This is a genomic window from Microvirga arsenatis (assembly GCF_009910705.1).
Lineage (GTDB): Bacteria > Pseudomonadota > Alphaproteobacteria > Rhizobiales > Beijerinckiaceae > Microvirga > Microvirga arsenatis.
The window spans coordinates 94,861-112,086 of record NZ_JAAAXJ010000003.1 but is presented as its reverse complement, the minus strand read 5'-3'; the positions used below and the strand labels follow the sequence as shown (position 1 = coordinate 112,086).

Annotated in this window: 11 protein-coding genes; 1 reads left to right on the top strand and 10 read right to left on the bottom strand. The window is 66.7% G+C overall.

Annotated features, from left to right (window positions below):
- Positions 1 to 14: 14 nt before the first annotated feature.
- Positions 15 to 2,072, bottom strand: coding sequence for an NAD-dependent DNA ligase LigA (gene ligA, locus GR303_RS06645; RefSeq protein ID WP_425487115.1), 2,058 nt, complete (start codon positions 2,070 to 2,072; stop codon positions 15 to 17).
- 1,397 nt (positions 2,073 to 3,469) lie between these two features.
- Between ligA and GR303_RS06640 the strand changes: the two genes are divergently transcribed.
- Positions 3,470 to 4,507: an NAD-dependent epimerase/dehydratase family protein gene (locus GR303_RS06640; protein WP_161723586.1), complete on the top strand. Its 1,038-nt coding sequence runs from the start codon at positions 3,470 to 3,472 to the stop codon at positions 4,505 to 4,507.
- 59 nt (positions 4,508 to 4,566) lie between these two features.
- Here GR303_RS06640 and GR303_RS06635 read toward each other — a convergent pair whose 3' ends face one another.
- The 9 genes from GR303_RS06635 to GR303_RS06595 form a co-directional block, all read right to left on the bottom strand.
- On the bottom strand, positions 4,567 to 6,000 hold the full coding sequence (locus GR303_RS06635; protein ID WP_161723585.1) for a M20/M25/M40 family metallo-hydrolase: 1,434 nt from the start codon (positions 5,998 to 6,000) through the stop codon (positions 4,567 to 4,569).
- Between the two features lie 203 nt (positions 6,001 to 6,203).
- A complete protein-coding gene (locus tag GR303_RS06630; RefSeq protein WP_161723584.1) occupies positions 6,204 to 7,844 on the bottom strand; it encodes a calcium-binding protein in 1,641 nt (546 codons plus the stop codon).
- A gap of 325 nt (positions 7,845 to 8,169) precedes the next feature.
- Entirely contained in the window at positions 8,170 to 9,846 is a 1,677-nt protein-coding gene (gene recN, locus GR303_RS06625; protein ID WP_161723583.1) for a DNA repair protein RecN, read from the bottom strand.
- Positions 9,847 to 9,858: 12 nt separating this feature from the next.
- Positions 9,859 to 10,755 (bottom strand): outer membrane protein assembly factor BamD, encoded by an 897-nt coding sequence (locus GR303_RS06620; RefSeq protein WP_246205632.1) that lies wholly within the window; start codon positions 10,753 to 10,755, stop codon positions 9,859 to 9,861.
- Between the two features lie 197 nt (positions 10,756 to 10,952).
- Positions 10,953 to 11,897 (bottom strand): UDP-3-O-acyl-N-acetylglucosamine deacetylase, encoded by a 945-nt coding sequence (lpxC, locus tag GR303_RS06615; protein ID WP_161723582.1) that lies wholly within the window; start codon positions 11,895 to 11,897, stop codon positions 10,953 to 10,955.
- 293 nt (positions 11,898 to 12,190) lie between these two features.
- Positions 12,191 to 13,879, bottom strand: coding sequence for a cell division protein FtsZ (ftsZ, locus tag GR303_RS06610; RefSeq protein WP_161723581.1), 1,689 nt, complete (start codon positions 13,877 to 13,879; stop codon positions 12,191 to 12,193).
- Positions 13,880 to 13,984: 105 nt separating this feature from the next.
- Positions 13,985 to 15,307, bottom strand: coding sequence for a cell division protein FtsA (ftsA, locus tag GR303_RS06605; RefSeq protein ID WP_161723580.1), 1,323 nt, complete (start codon positions 15,305 to 15,307; stop codon positions 13,985 to 13,987).
- A complete protein-coding gene (locus tag GR303_RS06600) occupies positions 15,304 to 16,293 on the bottom strand; it encodes a cell division protein FtsQ/DivIB (RefSeq protein WP_161723579.1) in 990 nt (329 codons plus the stop codon). Before GR303_RS06600 ends, ftsA begins: the two co-directional genes overlap by 4 nt.
- Positions 16,260 to 17,183, bottom strand: a complete 924-nt coding sequence (locus GR303_RS06595) for a D-alanine--D-alanine ligase (protein WP_161723578.1) — start codon at positions 17,181 to 17,183, stop codon at positions 16,260 to 16,262. The genes GR303_RS06600 and GR303_RS06595 overlap by 34 nt, the downstream gene beginning before the upstream one ends.
- Positions 17,184 to 17,226: the final 43 nt, after the last annotated feature.

Here is a 17,226-nt window from a genome sequence, read left to right as displayed (position 1 = left end):
CTTGGACAGGAGTCTCACCCGCGCCCGACGAGGGCGAACCAGCCGTCCTCGTCCATGACCTGAACACCCAGCTCGGCCGCCTTGGCGAGCTTCGAGCCCGCGCCGGGACCCGCCACCACGATGTCGGTCTTCTTGGACACGGAGCCCGCCACCTTGGCCCCGAGCCGCTCGGCCATGGCCTTGGCCTCCTCGCGGGTCATCTGCTCCAGGGAACCGGTGAACACCACGGTCTTGCCGGCGACGGGCGAGCTTGCGGCGGCCGGCGCCTCCATGGGCTCGATGGCGACCTCGGCGAGGAGCGCATCGAGCATCTCCCCGTTGTGCGCCTCCCTGAAGAACTCGACGATGGCCTCGGCCACCACCGGCCCGATGCCGCCGATGGAGGTGAGTTCCGCATGCGCTTCCGATGCCGGATCGGCGGCCGCTCTCGCAACCTCGCGCAGGTGCTCGAAGGTGCCGAAATGGCGGGCGAGCAGCCGCGCCGAGGTCTCGCCCACATGCGGGATGCCGAGCGCGAAGATGAAGCGGTTGAGCGAGATCGAGCGGCGTGCCTCGATGGCCGCAAAGAGGTTCTTCGCGCTCGTCTCGCCCCACCCTTCCCGGTTCTCCAGCCGCTTGAGGCTGCGCGCGTTTCGCGCTTCCAGCGTGAAGATGTCCTGCGGGCGCTGGATCAAGCCCTCCTCGTAGAACTCGTCGATGCGCTGCATGCCCAGCCCCTCGATGTCGAAGGCGTTGCGCGACACGAAGTGTTTTAGGCGCTCGCGGGCCTGCGCCGGGCAGATGAGGCCGCCGGTGCAGCGGCGCACCGCATCCTCCTTGCCCGTGCGCGGATTGACCTCGCGCACCGCATGGCTGCCGCAGGCGGGGCAGGTGGTGGGAAACTCGTAAGGCTTCGCGTCCGGGGGACGCTTGTCCAGCACCACGTCGAGCACCTTCGGGATCACGTCGCCGGCGCGGTTGATCACGACCGTGTCGCCGATGCGGATGTCGACACCATTGCGGATCTTCTCGCCGTTGCCGCCGATGCCCTTGATGTAATCCTCGTTGTGCAGGGTCGCGTTCGACACCACCACGCCGCCCACCGTGACAGGCTTGAGCCGCGCAATGGGGTTGAGCGACCCTGTGCGGCCCACATTGATCTCGATGCCTTCCAGCACCGTGATCGCCTTCTGCGCCGGGAACTTGTGCGCCAGCGCCCAGCGCGGCGAGCGCGAGACGAAGCCGAGGCGCTGCTGCAGGCTCAAGGAATCGACCTTGTAGACGACGCCGTCGATGTCGTAGCCGAGATTGGCGCGGTCCGCCTCGATGGCGTGATAATGCTCCAGCAGCTCCGCGATGCTCGTGCAGCGGCGCGTCAGCGGATTGACCTTGAGGCCGTAGCTCCTGAAGCACTCCATCATGCCGTATTGCGTGTCCGCCGGCATGGCGCTCACCTCGCCCCAGGCATAGGCGAAGAAGCGCAACGGACGCGAGGCGGTGATCGACGCATCGAGCTGGCGCAGGCTGCCTGCCGCCGCGTTGCGCGGATTGGCGAAGAGCGGCTTGCCGGCCGCTTCCTGGCGCGCATTGATGGCGGCGAAATCCTCGTGCGAGAGATAGACCTCGCCGCGCACCTCGAGGACCTCCGGAAGGCTCGAGCCCTTCAGTTGATGCGGGATGTCGCCCACCGTGCGGGCGTTGTTGGTCACGTCCTCGCCCACCGCACCGTCGCCCCGGGTGGCGGCGGAGACGAGCCTTCCGTTCTCGTAGCGCAGGCTCAAGGACAGGCCGTCGATCTTGGGCTCGGCGGTGAAGGCCAGCGGCGCATCGTCTTTCAGATTGAGGAAGCGGCGGATGCGCTCGACGAACTCCTCGACTTCTTCGTCCGTAAAGCCGTTGGCGAGCGAAAGCATCGGCACGCGATGCCGGATCTTCGCAAATTTCCCTAAGTCTTTTGATCCGATCTCAGTGAATTCTGGCAGCTCCGGGGCAATCTCACCAAGATAAATGACTATTGCTTTTAGAGCATCGAATTCAATATCGGAATAATCTGTTCTCTGTGTAAGGTCATACTGCTTCTGCAATATATCCAGAAACTCTCTCAGACTGTCATATGGTAGGGACAAACCCTTAAATTCTATATTCCGAGCAATTTCTCTTAGATCATCTCGTTCAAATTTCTGCCCGGCCTGGGCAATAAGTGGTCCCGCGAATGTTAAATATAAATTTTCGACTACAGACTCAGGAACTCGCGCTAGAGCGTGAAATATGTCCTTTTCCGGTATACCTCTAAGGATTCTGCAAAATATCTTTGATAAATCCCTAACTTCAGCAGGCTTACTTTTGTTTGGGACGAGATCATCGTCAAACAATTTCGGTTCGATTTCTTTAGATTTGTCAGAAGTCATGTTAGGGAATCCAGAGCAATCGGATGTTTTAGATCTAAATGCAGGGCTCTTACTCGCCTACAAATATTCGCCGTAACAGCGCTAGCCGTGCTCGGCGCGGGCCTCGTCGGGGGTCAGGTGGGCGGCGGGCTTTGAGGAGGTGGTGCGTGGGGGCATGGTCGAATCGGGTTTGAGGGTGCTTGAACCATAGCGCTCAGGGCTTGAGTCTCCAGAGCAGACCGCAGAGGTTTCACGGGTTTCCGGCATTCTCCTCGTTCGTGATGACCCATTCCTTAAGGCCGCGCCGGGGCGCTCCCTCCCCTGATGGGGGTGGCGGCTGTGGGCTTGGTCCTGGCCTGTCTCGGGCTGCTTCAAGGGAAGCGCGGGAGGCAAGGCTGCTTCGCTGCACTCCGGTGGAGCGGGCGAAGGATCGGGTCGGGACGGGAGGTCCGCCCGGACGGGAAGCACCTTGCCTCCCGCGCACGGCTTTTCGACCCTGAGCCTCGCGCTCCAGCCCATCAGGGACGTACCCTCAGAGAGCTTTGCGGCGCTTGCATGCGCAGCCCCGGGTGCACCGGTGCCGGCGAGGCTTGGGAGGCCAGGCCCATGGCGCTGCCCGAACAGCCGCCCTGCGCCTCCTCCTCCGCTCAGAGCCCCGGCATGACGGGACAACGTCCTTCCCGCCAGCGGCCGGAACCGCATCCCGCCCCCGCAACCGACGCCTCGGGCGCGTCCCTCGCGAGGCAGGACAACCACAGCTATAGCCAAGGTTGGGAACAAAGTCAAGAACAAAGTGAGAACATTGCACAGGCCAAAACCCTCGTCCTCACCCTCTCCCCGCAGCGGGAGAGGGTGGCCCTCGCGTCAGCGAGGGTCGGGAGAGGGGCCGTGTTCACCCAGTACTCCCCCTCTCCCGGCTCGCTCCGCTCGCCACCCTCCCCCGCAAAGGGGGGAGAGAGATACAGGCTTCACCGATTGGGATCGCCAAACCAAGGCCGGTGATGACGGGACCGGCTTTTCAGATCTGCCCCTGCGGAAGTTGACCGCCCAAGAAACCTCCATCCTCATTAGGCGGGTGCTCAACGTGAGTCGGGATGCCTGCGATGAACGTGCTCGTGGTCGGCGGAACGGGATTTCTGGGCGGAGCCGTTGCGGATGCCGCGCTCGAAGCCGGCCACAGGGTCGCGATCTTCACCCGCGGCCAGACGGTCAATCCGGCGGTCGGAGCTGGGTTCGAGACCATCGTCGGCGACCGGCACCACGACCTCTCGGCCCTCAGGGGCCGCAGCTTCGACCTTGTGGTCGATACCTGCGCCTTTGCGCCCGACGCCGTGGCGAGCCTGCTCGATGCTCTCTCCCCGACCATCGGCCGCTACGCTTTCGTGTCGAGCGCTTCGGTCTATGCCGATTTCGCCAAGCCCGGCCTGACGGAACAGGCACCGGCGGGCCGCGCGACGCCCGAGCAACTCGACCTCGCCCGATCGCTCCCCACGGAGCGCCGCTCCAGCGCCGCATCCTACGGCACGGCCTATGGGCCGCTGAAGCGCGAATGCGAGCTTGTGGCGCTCGACCGTCTCGGCGACCGGGCCCTCGTTCTCCGGTCGGGCCTCCTGGTCGGGGCCGGCGACTACACGGACCGTCTGACCTACTGGGTGCGCCGCGTGGATCTGGGCGGTTCCATCCCCACTCCCGGGGATCCGCAGCGGCTCGTCCAGCTCATCGACGTGCGCGATGCCGCGCGCTTCATCGTCGAGGGTGCCGCAAAAGGATTGGGTGGAATCTTCAACCTCACCGGGCGCCCTCTTGCCATGTGCGATCTTCTCGAATCGTGCCGCCACGTGACGGGATCGGATGCGCGGTTCGTCTGGTGCCCGGACGAGGCGGTCCTGGCCGCCGGCCTCGAGCCTTGGAGCGAAGTCCCCCTCTGGCTCCCGCGTTCCGATGAATCGTTCCGCCATTTCCTGGAGATCGACACGGAAAAGGCCTTCGCCCAGGGGCTTCGGACCCGGCCCTTGGACGAAACGCTCGCGAACATCCTCGCCTGGGACCGGACCCGCCGGGCAACGCCCCTGAAGGCCGGGATGCCTCCGGAAAAGGAGGCCGCGCTGCTGGCTGCTGTGGCGGCGGATGTGGCGGTCTGACCGGCGGGAAGAGCCGGCTGCACACACGGATGATCCGCGGCGCTGCCTGAGCTGCGGATTCACCGGTCCGGCATGATGGTGCGCGCACCGCGCAGAACATGGGTCAACGCGTCGGTCATCTGCCCCAGAACATCCCGGTTGATGTTCTCCGCCGTGTCGCAGGCCTTGTGATAGCAGGGATCGTAGGGCTGGCCGGCCTGGCCGCCGAACCGGGCGGCATGCTCCTCGCTCTTCGCGTTGCCCGCGCCGGTGAAGAGGCCGAGGGTGGGGATGTTCTTGGCGGCAAAGGCCGCATCGTCGGAGCCGAAGCCGCGCTGGTTTCGGACGCGCTCCTCGACGGGCAGGTTCCGAGTCTCGAAATAATCGGTGAAGGCCTGGATGATCCCGGCAGTCTCGGCGGTCCGCTCCGTCTGCGAGAGCTGGACGAAGCGGCCGAAATTCACCGAGCCCACCATGTCGAGGTTGATGTAGAACCGGATCCGGCGGCGCTCCTCCTCCGGCAGGGCGTCGAGGTGGTGGCGCGAGCCGACGAGGCCCCTCTCCTCCGCACCCCAGAAGGCGAAGCGGATCGGCGTGCCGCTCGCAGGCTCCCCGGCGAGGCGCAGGGCCGCCTCCAGCACGGCGGCGGAGCCGCTTGCATTGTCGTTCATGCCGGGGCCTTCCGAGACGCTGTCGAGATGGGCGCCCACGACGATGAAGGGCCCTTTCATCTCGCCGCGCTCGGCCAGGACGTTCCGCGTGGAGCGGGTCCCCGTTTCGGCCTCGACCTTCAGGCGCACGCGGCTGCGGGCCGGATCCCGGGCCGTCTCCGCAACCCTGCGGCCGAGTTCCGTGCTCACGCCGAGGACCGGAATGGCGGCCGGCCTTTCCAGGCGCCCGCCGAAGGTGCCGGTCTGGTCCCCGGTGCCCTGGTTCATGATGATGAGCGCGACGGCCCCGGCCGCCTGCGCCCGTTCGGCCTTGGTCTGGAACGGGCATGTGCCCCGCCGCACGAGGGCGATGTGCCCCGGGGTGAAGCCTGCGAAGTCCTCGCTCTCGCAGCCGCTCGTGGAGGCTTGCAGCGGTCCTTCGCTCAGGCCGAGATCCACGGCCTGGACCGGCGCCGTCAGGGCGCCCGAGCCCGAATGGGCCAGCGTGCGCAGCGCCTCCCGCGGAGCCGCGAACGCATCGGGTGCCTCGGGATCGAGAACCAGGCTCGGCGGCGTGCGCTCCTCGAAGAGGGGAAAGGCGAACTCCTCGAGCCGCACCGCGTAGCCGGCCGTGCGAAGCCGCTCGGCCACGTAATCGACGGAGCGGTCATAGCCGGCCGTGCCGGCGGCCCTGTTGCCGCCATTGGCCGTCGCAATGTCCTGCAGGGCCTGGACATGGCGGAAAGGGTCGGTTGGGGCTCCGGTTGCGGGCAGGCCGACATCGGCATGGGATGTCGCTGCGCCTGCCAGAAGGACCAAGCCGGCAAGGGCCGATCGGCAGGCATTGGGGGACAGGGCGGGCACGCGGCTCTCGTTCGAATGGCTGCACGGGGCTGTGCATCCGGAGGAGATCGGCCTTCTTCGTGCGCGAGCAAGGCCGGCAGTCCCGATCTCACACAGACGTGACATATCGGGCGATGGTGCCGGAGGCGCTGCCGTCTCCCCGCGGGCCCTCGCGGTTCTGCTTGGAGGAGCCGGGCACGGATGCCCGGCTCCCGTCGACCGGTTCAGATCAGGAAAGCGGCCTCGTTGGGATTCCCGTTCCGGAAGATCGCCAGCAGCACCGGCACGGCTTCGGCGTCGCTCAGAGTCCCCTGATCCACCGCGTTGGCGAACTGGTTGTTCTCGCTGAAGAAGTACTTCAGGTTGAGAGTCGACCCGCCCCCGTTGTTGAAGGTGATGTTGAGATCCTGCTGCGCCCTGGTCAGCGTGAGGGCGCCCCCGTTGAGGGCTCCGAGGTTGCCCGGATCGTCCCAATCGGAGCCGTCGGCGACGAGCCGATCCCCCGAAGCCACGCTGAAGTTCCAGATCGTGTCGTTTCCGAAGAAGGGGCTGACGATGTAGAAGTCGTCGGCTCCGCCTTGCCCGTAGTAGGTGTCGCTTCCGCTCTCGTTGATGTTCGTCGACTCGTCGAGGCCGATCATGATGTTGTCATCGCCCTCGCCCGCATAGACGATGTCGTTCCCCTCCCCGTCGGAGATGTTGTCGGAGCCGCTGCCGGAGTAGATCGTGTCGTTGCCTGCACCGCCGTCGACCTGGTTGTTGCCCTCGTTGGCATAGACCGTGTCGTTGCCCGCGCTGGCATAGACCGCGTCGTTGCCGCTGCCGCCGGTCACCGTGTCGTTGCCCGCGCCGGCATAGACCGTGTTGTTGCCCTGATTGGCATTGACCACATCGTTGCCGCCGCCCGCGACGATCCTGTCGTCGTTGTTGCCGGCATTGATCGTGTCGTTGCCGTCGCCCGCGTTGCTGTCGAGCGACTGGAGGCTGACCGCATCGAGGCCGAGCCCGATATTGTCCGGGTTGCCGAGCCCGACGAAGCGCAGCCCCGCATTGCCCGAGAACTCGGCCGTGACGAAGTACTCGAAACTCTGGAAGCCGCCCCCGTTCATGACCTCTGCGGCGGTGATCGTGTCGATGAGCTGGTTGCCGAGATAAACCGCGACGCCGTTGTCCGCGGCACCGTGGGAATCGTTGAGCGAGAAGGCGACGCGATAGGTTTCGCCGTACTGGATGCCCACCGCATTGCTGACGATGTCGAGATTGCCGGCCGTTTCGTCGAGGTCGAGCCAGTAGGTGCCCTGCGCCGCTGCACCGCGGCCGTGGCTTGCGGCAACACGCTCGAAATTCTCACCGTTCAGCGAGGTCCAGCCGGGAATGCTCGGGTCGCTCGTGTAGCCGGAGCCCGGCACCGGACTCTGCGGAAACTCGAAGCCGCCGTTGCTCAGCAGCTCCGTCCCCGATCCGGGGCCGCCATCGCCATAGATGGTGTTCGTTCCTCCGTTGTCGTTGATCAGGTCGTTTCCGACTCCGCCGATCAGAGTGTCGTTTCCGGTTCCGCCGTTGATGGTGTCGTTGCCCTCGCCTCCATCGGCGAGATTGTTGCCGCTGCCGGTGTTGAGGATGTCGTTGCCCGCGCCGCCACCCATGGTGTCGTTGCCGCTGCCGCCGTTGATCTGATCGTCGCCGCGCAGATGGTCGCCGCTGTTGAGATAGTTCGTCAGCACCGCCTTCTGCCAGTGATACTGCCACCAGGACAGGCTCTGGGCCAAGGCAAGGATATTCGTGCTCGGCGTCAGCATGTTGTTGCTGTTGTCGAGATCGATCTGAAGGCCTCCAGGCCGTGTCTGTATGTTGTTGAGCGCCATTGGCTTCTCTCCCCAAGTCTTCTGCATTGCGGTCCGCGCTGCGTCGATTCCCGGCGCAGCACGTGGCGATGCTAGAAGCTTGGCCATTGGCGTGAATTCGCAATTCAGTATTTCATCCCTAGGCGTTCGGACCTCAGCCTTCGGGGCAGGAATCGTGTCTCAGCGCCGCAGGATTACTCACGGCAATCTCCGCTCGCTCCGAGGAGGTATTCGCCGTCTCTCGGCGCGCTGCGGAACCGGAGGTGAAGCGGCACCTTCCGGCAGCAAACAGCCGTTCCTGTCATGGGATTGTCGTTCGGTGCGGACCGGAGATCCGCACGATGCGCTAATGCGCCGCCGCTTCGAGCAGGCGTGCGGCGGCCGCGCGGGCCTCTTCGGTGATCGTGGCCCCTGCGAGCATGCGGGCGATCTCCTCGCGGCGCGGGTCGGCCTCCAGCGGGACCACGCGGGTGGCGACCCGGTCCTTCTCGCCGCGCACACCCTCCTTCGCGATGAGGAAGTGGCTCGAGGCCTTGGCGGCCACCTGCGGCGCGTGGGTGACGGCCATCACCTGCACCTTGCGGGCAAGCCGCGCCAGGCGCTGGCCGATGGCATCCGCCACCGCGCCGCCCACGCCGGTGTCGATCTCGTCGAAGACCAGGGTCGGCGCCGAGCCCTTGTCCGCCAGCACCACCTTGAGGGCCAGCATGAAGCGCGAGAGCTCGCCGCCCGAGGCCACCTTCATGAGAGGGCCGGCGCGGGTGCCGGGATTGGTCTGGGCCCAGAACTCGACGCGTTCGAAGCCTGCAGGGTCGCGGCTCTCCTCGTCGGTGGCGATCTCGGTGATGAAGCGCGCCCGCTCCAGCTTGAGGGGCGGCAGCTCGGCCTGCACGGCCGCATCGAGGGCCTGCGCGGCCTTCCTGCGCCCGGCGGAGAGCGTCTTCGCGGCCTTCACATAGGCGTCGTCCGCCTCCTTCAGGGCCTTCTCCAGCACGGCGAGCTTCTCCTCGCCCGCATCGATGGCGGCCACGTCCTCCTCGAAGCGCTGGCGGAGCGCAGCCAGCTCGTCGGCAGGCACGTCGAACTTGCGCGCGGCGGCGCGGAGCGCAAAGAGGCGCTCCTCCGTCTGCTCCAGCTCGCGCGGGTCGAACTCCGTGGCGCGGATCGCATCCTCGAGGGCCGCGCGGGCCTCGTCGATGGCGACCAGCGCCGCATCGAGGGCCTTGACGCTCGGCTCCACGAGGGACGGCGCCTGGGCGCTGCGGCGCTCGAGCTTGCGCACGGCGGCGGAGAGCACGGGCACCGGCGAGGCATTGCCGGCCACGGCCTCGTAGGCCTCGTTGAGGTCCTGCGCCACCTTCTCGGACTGCATCATCACCACGCGGCGCTCGGCGAGGGTTTCCTCCTCGCCCGCGAGCGGGTTCAGGGTGGTCAGCTCCTCGACCGCATGGCGCAGGAAATCGGCTTCCTTGCGGGCCTTTGCGATGCGGTTGCGGTGATCCTGCAGGGCGGCGCGCGCCTCGCGCACCTTGCGTGCGGCGTCGGAGACGGCCTGCACCTCGGGCGACAGGCCGCCGAAGGCGTCGAGGATGGCGCGGTGGGAGACGGGATCGACCAGGGCCCGGTCGTCGTGCTGGCCGTGGATCTCCACCAGGGTCGCGCCGATGGCCTTGAGCACCTGGACGCTGACCGGCTGGTCGTTGACGAAGGCGCGGGTGCGCCCGTCGGCCACCTGCACCCGGCGCAGGATCAGGTCCCCGTCCACGTCGATGTCGGCATCGGCCGCGATGCGGCGGGCGGGATGGTCCAGGGGGCAGTCGAACACGGCCGTGACCTGGCCCTGGGCCTCGCCGTGGCGCACGAGGCTGCCGTCGCCGCGCCCGCCGAGGGCGAGCGCGAAGGCGTCGAGCAGGATGGACTTGCCCGCGCCGGTCTCACCCGTGAGGACGCTCAGCCCTTCATGGAAGTGAAGCTCAAGCCTGTCGATAAGGACGATATCGCGGATCGTCAGCTGGATGAGCATGGATGATGAGGCTTAGCCCGTCCGCTGACCGACCTGGGGAACGCCGCGGAAGGCCTTGCTGATCCAGGACTGCGAGTCCTCGCGCGGCTCCACGCCGCCCCTGGTCAGCAGGGCATGGGCGTCCTTGTACCAAGGACTGTCAGGGAAGTTGTGACCGAGAACGGCGGCGGCCGTCTGCGCCTCGTTGACGATGCCCATGGCCATGTAAGCCTCGGTGAGGCGCTGGAGCGCCTCCTCCACGTGACGGGTCGTCTGGTAGCGGGAGACCACGTTGCGGAAGCGGTTGATGGCGCCCGCATAATTGCGCTTCTGCAGGTAGAAGCGGCCGACCTCCAGTTCCTTGCCGGCGAGCTGGTCGCTGGCGACCTGGATCTTCTTCTTGGCATCCGCCACGTATTCCGAGTTCGGATAGCGCTGGATCAGCTCCTGCAGGGCCAGGATCGCACGTTCGGACTTCTCCTGGTCGCGGGTGATGTCCGGGATCTGGTCGTAATAGGACGAGGCCATCAGGTACTGGGCATAGGCCGCATCCGCGGTGTTCGGATAGCTCTGGAGATAGCGCTTGGCCGCGGTGATCGACTCCTCGTAGAAGCCGCCCTCGTAATTGGCGTAAGCCTCCATGATCAGGCCTTTGCGGGCCCAATCCGTATAGGGATACTGCTTGTCGAGGCTGCTGAACTTCTTGACGGCGCCGTCGAAGTCGCCCTTCTGCACCCGGGCGAGACCGTCGTTGTAGATCTCCTCCGGCGGGGAGTTGGACACGATCTCGGGCTTGTAGGTCTCGCTCTTGTCGAACGGGTTGAGCGACGAAAGGGATTCGCATCCGGCGAGCGCCAGGCTGCAGACGCCGAGAATCAGGGCGCGGCCGGCCGCACCTTTCATGCCCGTATAAACCTTCGCGAACGACATGCTTCGCGGTCCTCCAAAAACCGTGCCCGATGATTTAACGATGCACCGGGCGTTCTTTAGCCCAAGCATATGCGCGGAGCCAAGCCCATAGCACAGGCTTTACCCAATAGGAATTAAGAAAGCCTGCACGACATCATGCGGCCAATGGGCGCCCGCTCGCGCCAAGGCCGCATCGGGGCCTCGGGGGTGGCCGGATGTCAGTGAACCTCGGGGGCGAAGACCGGGGCGACCGAGGCGCCGATATCCGCGTAGCCGGTCTCGCGGCGGGGAGCCGCGTCGACGATGGCGTAGTTGGAGCGGTGCGAGAACAGGGCCTCAAGAACCGAGAAGTTCAGGCGGTGGCCGCCGCAATAGGAGCGGTAGGTGCCCAGCAGCGGCAGGCCGGCCAGCGACAGGTCGCCCACCGCATCGAGGAGCTTGTGTCGGACGAACTCGTCGGCATAGCGCAGGCCCTCGGGGTTCAGGATGCCGTCCTCGCCGATGGCCACGGTGTTCTCGAGGGAGGCGCCGAGGGCGAAGCCCGCGCTCCAGAGCTTCTCCACGTCGCGCATGAAGCCGAAGGTGCGGGCGCGGGAGATTTCCCGGCGGAAGACGGACGGCGACAGGTCGACGACCTTGCGCTGGCGGCCGATCACCGGGGTCGGGAAGTCGATCTCCACGTCGAGGCGGAAGGTCCGGTCGTTCGGGAGGAGTTCGGCGAAGGCCTTGCCCTGCGTGACGCGGACGGGCTTGAGAACCTTCAGGTAGCGGCGGGTGACGCCCTGGACGGCGATGCCGACCTGGTCGATGGCCTCGATGAAGGGAGCCGAGCTGCCATCCAGGATCGGAACCTCCGGCCCGTCGATCTCGACGAGCACGTTGTCGATGCCGAGGCCGGCGAGAGCCGCCATGAGGTGTTCGATGGTGGCGACCGCGCCCGTGTCGCGGTCGCCGATGACGGTGCACAGCTCCGTGGCGGTCACCGCCAGGTGCCGAGCATCGATGAGGCGGTCCAGGCCGCCCGGCAGGCCGGTGCGGAGAAAAGCAATGCCATGGTTCGCTTCAGCCGGATGAAGGATCATCTTCACTTCATCCCCGGAGTGAACTCCGGTTCCGATCAGGGTCACGGCGGCGCGAAGCGTGGTTTGCTGGCTTTGCTTCATTATCCCTGGACCTCAACTAACCCTTGTCGCCTTACAGAGCCTGTCGTCCTGCGGAAGGTGCATTGCCTGCTTTCTTCTTCCGCCGGAGGCTTCTTGTGAGCGGTGCCCCTTTGATGTGGAGGCACCATAGTCCCGCTGTCAGGCTAGGCCAAATCACGCTTTCTTACCGTCTGTTACAAAGGGGATAACCCGCAAGCCCTTGAAGTTAATGGAAAATTAACGAACGAGGCCCCCAGCCGGCCTGCGGCTGGGGGCCTCGTGTAACATCCGTGACGGCCTGCGGGCCCGTCAGGTCAGTTGGCCTGACGGCGGAGGAAGGCCGGAATCTCCAGCTGCTCGTCCTCCGAGGCGGCGCGGGGAGCGGGAGCCATGGGGCTCTGCGGCGCGCGCTGGGCCTGCGGGGGGGCCTGCCGGCGGGCGTACTCGGCATGGACCGAGGACATGGGCTGGCGCGGGGCTTCCTGGCGCGGCTCGGCAGGGGCGGGCTGCGGCTCCTCGCGGCGGCCGAAGCCGATGGTCGCCAGGCGCTGGATCAGGGACGGCTTGTGCTCCTGGGCCGGTTCCTCGCCGCGGCTGGCGCGAATCTCGCGCTGCGCCGGCAGGGGCAGCTCGTCGATGCGCGGCATCCGGGCCGGGCGCATGGCCCGCTCCGCCTGCGGCGGGATGAAGGCGCCCTGCTCCACCGGCTCCTCGTAGACCGGAGCCTGGGGAGCCGGAGGCTCGTAGGCCACCGCCGGGCGGGGCTGCGCCGGCGTCAGCACCACGTCGTCGCGCACGACCGGCTGGGGCGCGGGCTCCACCGGCTGGGCCATGGTCACCGGAGCCGGGGCCGCGGCCAGGGCGGAGGTGCCCTGGGCGAGAACCGGAGCCGCCTTCACCGACTCGGCCGGGGTGGTGCGAAAGCTGGCCGTGGGCTGGCTCTGCGTGGCGCGGGCCCGGGCTTCGGCGCGCAGGCGCTCGGCCACCTCGGAGATGCGCTGCTCGGTGGCGGTCAGGTCCGCGGTGTTGTTCATCGTGGCATGGTCGATGCCCGTGGCCACGACGGAGACGCGGATGATGCCTTCCAGGCTCTCGTCGAAAGTGGCGCCGAGGATGATGTTGGCGTCCTGATCCACCTCCTCGCGGATGCGGGTGGCAGCCTCGTCGAGCTCGTAGAGGGTGAGGTCGTTGCCGCCGGTGATGGAGATGAGGAGACCGCGGGCGCCCTTCATCGACACGTCGTCGAGGAGCGGGTTGGCGATGGCCGCCTCGGCAGCGCGCAGGGCGCGCTTCTCGCCGGAGGCCTCGCCGGTGCCCATCATCGCCTTGCCCATGCCGCGCATGACGGAGCGCACGTCGGCGAAGTCGAGGTTGATGAGGCCTTCCTTGACCATCAGGTCGGTGATGCAGGCCACGCCCGAATAGAGCACCTGGTCGGCCATGGCGAAGGCGTCCGCGAAGGTCGTCTTCTCGGTGGCGACGCGGAACAGGTTCTGGTTCGGGATCACGATGAGCGTGTCCACCGCCTGCTGCAGCTCGTTGATGCCGGCTTCGGCGAGGCGCATGCGGCGCACGCCCTCGAACTGGAACGGCTTGGTGACCACACCGACCGTCAGTATACCGAGTTCGCGGGCCGCGCGGGCCACGACAGGAGCCGCGCCCGTGCCGGTGCCGCCGCCCATGCCGGCGGTGATGAACACCATGTGGGAGCCGGCAAGCTGATCGCGGATCTCGTCGATCACCTCCTCGGCGGCGGCGCGGCCGACTTCCGGCTGCGATCCGGCGCCAAGGCCTTCGGTGACCTGAATGCCCATCTGGATCACGCGCTGGGCCTTGGAGGAGGCCAGAGCCTGCGCGTCGGTGTTCGACACCACGAACTCGACACCCTCCAGACCGGATTCAATCATGTTGTTCACGGCGTTGCCGCCGGCGCCGCCGACACCGAAGACCGTGATGTGCGGCTTGAGTTCCCGGATGTCCGGAGCATGAGGATTCATAGCCATGACCTGTGCCTCTTCTGGCCTGTATACTGATGAGCGTTTGGCCGACGCTGACCTGGTTCACTTCAACTCTTCACGATGGCCCGCCGCGCCAACGCGTTACTCGTTTTAAAAACTATCGCGAATCCACCGGCCCACCCGCGAGAAGTAGCCGTCGGTTCCCGTACTCTGGAACAAGCCGCTGGAGCGCGGCTCGAAATACTCGATATGCGCCACCTGGGGGTAAACCAGGAGGCCGACCACCGCCGAAAAGGCAGGGCCCTTTGCCGCCTCCGGCAGGCCCTTGATGCCGAGCGGACGCCCGACACGAACCTGGCCCTGCAAGATGCGGCGCGCCGTTTCCGGCAGCCCGACGAGCTGGCTTGCGCCGCCCGTCAGCACGACCCGCCGTCCGGCTTGGGCCGCGAAGCCCGCGCTCTTGAGCCGGTCGCGCACGAGTTCGAGAACCTCCTCGACCCGCGGCTTGATGATGCGAACGAGGTGCGACTTCGGCAGATGATTCGGAACGTCGCGTTCGTCCTCATCGACCTGCGGCACCGCGATCATGTCCCGGTCGTCCGCGCTCGAAGCGATCGCGGAGCCGTAGAGAGTCTTGAGCCGCTCGGCGGCGGACACGCGGGTGGTGAGGCCGCGCGCGATGTCCATGGTCACGTGATGACCGCCGACGGCGATGGCATCGGTATGCACCAGATGCCCGTTGGAGAAGATGCCCACGCTCGTGGTGCCGCCGCCCATGTCGACGACGGCGCAGCCCATGTCGGCCTCGTCGTCGACGAGCGCGGAGAGACCCGCCGCATACGGCGTGGCGATGACCGCCTCGACGCCGAGATGGCAGCGCTCGACCGCGAGCATGAGATTGCGCGCCGCCGCCGCCTCGGAGGTGACGACGTGCAGATCCGCGCCCAGGCGCTCGCCGATCATGCCGGCGGGATCCACGATGTGGTTCTGCGCATCGAGCGAGAAGCCGGTGGGCAGGGCGTGAAGAACCGTGCGGCCGCGGCGCAGGTCGTAGCTCGACGCCGCATCGAGCACGCGATGCACGTCGCCGGCGCTGACCGCGCCGCGCACGGGCACATGCGCCTCGAAGTGCTCGGAGGCCAGGCGGCCGCCCGTGAGGTTGACGATCACCGACTGGATCTCGACCTTCGCCATCCGCTCGGCCGCATGCACCGCCTGACGGATCGCGGCTTCGGCCGCTTCCAGGTCGACGACCACGCCGCCCTTCAGGCCCATGGAGCGCTGGTGGCCGATTCCGAGGATGCGCGCCACATGGGTGCGGCTGCGCAGCGACTCGACCTCGTCGGCGGGCTTCAGCTCCGCCACGACGCAGACGACCTTGCTCGTTCCCACGTCGAGCACCGACAGAATGGCGCTCTTGCGCGCGGAGAGCGGCTTCAGGCGAGGCGTCAATCCGTGACCCGAGAGACTCATGTGTCGACCCCCTTGCCGCGCATTGGTTTTTTCTTGAGCGCCTCGGCGCGGGCCAAGGCGGCCTCTTCCGTCAAGCGGACGACGACGCGATCCGCCATGCGCAGATCGATCGCCAGCACGTCCTTTTCCAGAATCTTCTGCTCGTTCTCGAGCTTCACGAGCCGGGCCAGCGCATCGGCGGCTCCGATCTCCGGCAGGCGCACGTCCATGCCGTTGTCCATCTTGAGCGTCCAGCGCCGTCCCGAGACGAGGGTGCCGGCGCGGATGCGCTGCTTGAGAGGCCCGGCCGCCTCGAGCAGCGCGAGATAATCCTTGCTGCGCGTATTGGCGCCCTCGCCTACCACGAAGGGCAGGCCGAGATAGCGCTCGTCCTGCATGAGGTCGATCACGGTGCCGTCGGCGGCGATGACGAAGAGCTCGCCGTTGTTCTGCCAGATCGCATGGGCCTCGCGCTCGGTGAGCGTGATGACGAGTTCGTTCGGATAGAGCTTGCGCACCGCAGCCGACTTGATCATCGGCACGCGCTCCAGGCGCTCGCGCAGTTCGCTCACGTCGAGGAAGGCCAGGGACAGCCTGGGGGTGATGCCGCCTGCTGCCAGCACCTCGCTCTCGCGCAGCTGCGAAATTCCGGAGATCGTCACCTGCTCGAGGCCGAGCCCCACGGCGCGGGCCAGGGCATGATGCGGCTCGCCGTGCTCGCGGATGAATCCGTCGATATGGCCGCCCTGCCAGAGGCCGTAGCCGAGAACGGCGGAGAAGAAGGCGAGCGTCAGCCCGGTCCCGAGGAAGCGCGGGATGCGCTGCTCGAGCGGAACCCCGGCGGATCGGCGGCGCACGCCCCGCGAGGCGCCGAACAGCCTCCTGATTCGGGATGTGGGTTTGACGGGGGACGACAGCGGCCTCCGGCCTCCGGAGGCGGCGCGCGCAACGGCGAATCCGGCCGGGTAGGCCGTCATCGGTTGCAGGTAGCGTCCTCCACCATCCATTGCACAAGCTCGCCAAACGTATAGCCCGCATGGGCTGCCAGTTCTGGCACCAAGCTCGTCTCGGTCATGCCGGGTTGCGTGTTGACTTCGAGAACGACGAGGTCCCCGGTTCCTCCGGGCGTGTCGTCGTACCGCAAGTCGGCGCGGCTGATTCCCCTGCAGCCGAGCGCTTGATGCGCCGTTAACGCCAACTCTTGGACCTTTTGGTAAATATTCGGTTTAATTTCTGCCGGGAGGACGTGAATGGAGCCCCCCTTCGCATATTTTGCATCGTAATCGTAGAAGACCCCGGTGGCGGGCCGGATGTCGATGACCCCGAGCGCCCGGTCCCCCATGACGGCGCAGGTCAGCTCGCGGCCGGGAATGTATTGCTCCACAAGCACTTGATCGCCATAGGGCCAGTCCTCGCGCAGAAGTTCCTGGGGCGGATGGGCGCGGTCCTCGCGGACGATGATGACCCCGTGGGACGAGCCCTCGTTGACCGGCTTGACCACGTAGGGCGCCGGCAGGACGTGGCTCTTCGCCGCCTCGAAACGGTTAACGACGACGCCTTTCGGAACCGGAACGCCCGCCGCCGCCATGACCACCTTCGCCTTGTCCTTCTGCATGGCGAGCGCCGAGGCAAGCACCCCGGAATGGGTGTAGGGGATCCTCAGGATCTCCAGGAGGCCCTGGATGGTGCCGTCCTCGCCCATCGGTCCGTGAAGCGCATTGAACGCGACGTCCGGCGCGACCGCCTGGAGAACGGTGGCGATGTCGGGCTGCACGTCGATGGGCGTGACCTTGTAGCCCTGCTCCTCGAGCGCCTTGCAGCAGGCCCGGCCCGAATTGAGGCTCACCTCGCGCTCTGCCGACCAGCCGCCATAGAGAATGGCAACGTGCTTCGCCATGGGTCTCTCCCGTCATGCTAACCCGGCGTGCCGGGACAAATGA

Bases quoted from the DNA above. Each gene is read 5' to 3' on its own strand.
- ftsA (WP_161723580.1), bottom strand. From the start codon at position 15,307: ATGAGTCTCTCGGGTCACGGATTGACGCCTCGCCTGAAGCCGCTCTCC.
- recN (WP_161723583.1), bottom strand. From the start codon at position 9,846: ATGCTCATCCAGCTGACGATCCGCGATATCGTCCTTATCGACAGGCTT.
- GR303_RS06595 (WP_161723578.1), bottom strand. From the start codon at position 17,183: ATGGCGAAGCACGTTGCCATTCTCTATGGCGGCTGGTCGGCAGAGCGC.
- GR303_RS06600 (WP_161723579.1), bottom strand. From the start codon at position 16,293: ATGGATGGTGGAGGACGCTACCTGCAACCGATGACGGCCTACCCGGCC.
- GR303_RS06620 (WP_246205632.1), bottom strand. From the start codon at position 10,755: ATGTCGTTCGCGAAGGTTTATACGGGCATGAAAGGTGCGGCCGGCCGC.
- GR303_RS06630 (WP_161723584.1), bottom strand. From the start codon at position 7,844: ATGGCGCTCAACAACATACAGACACGGCCTGGAGGCCTTCAGATCGAT.
- ftsZ (WP_161723581.1), bottom strand. From the start codon at position 13,879: ATGGCTATGAATCCTCATGCTCCGGACATCCGGGAACTCAAGCCGCAC.
- lpxC (WP_161723582.1), bottom strand. From the start codon at position 11,897: ATGAAGCAAAGCCAGCAAACCACGCTTCGCGCCGCCGTGACCCTGATC.
- GR303_RS06640 (WP_161723586.1), top strand. From the start codon at position 3,470: ATGAACGTGCTCGTGGTCGGCGGAACGGGATTTCTGGGCGGAGCCGTT.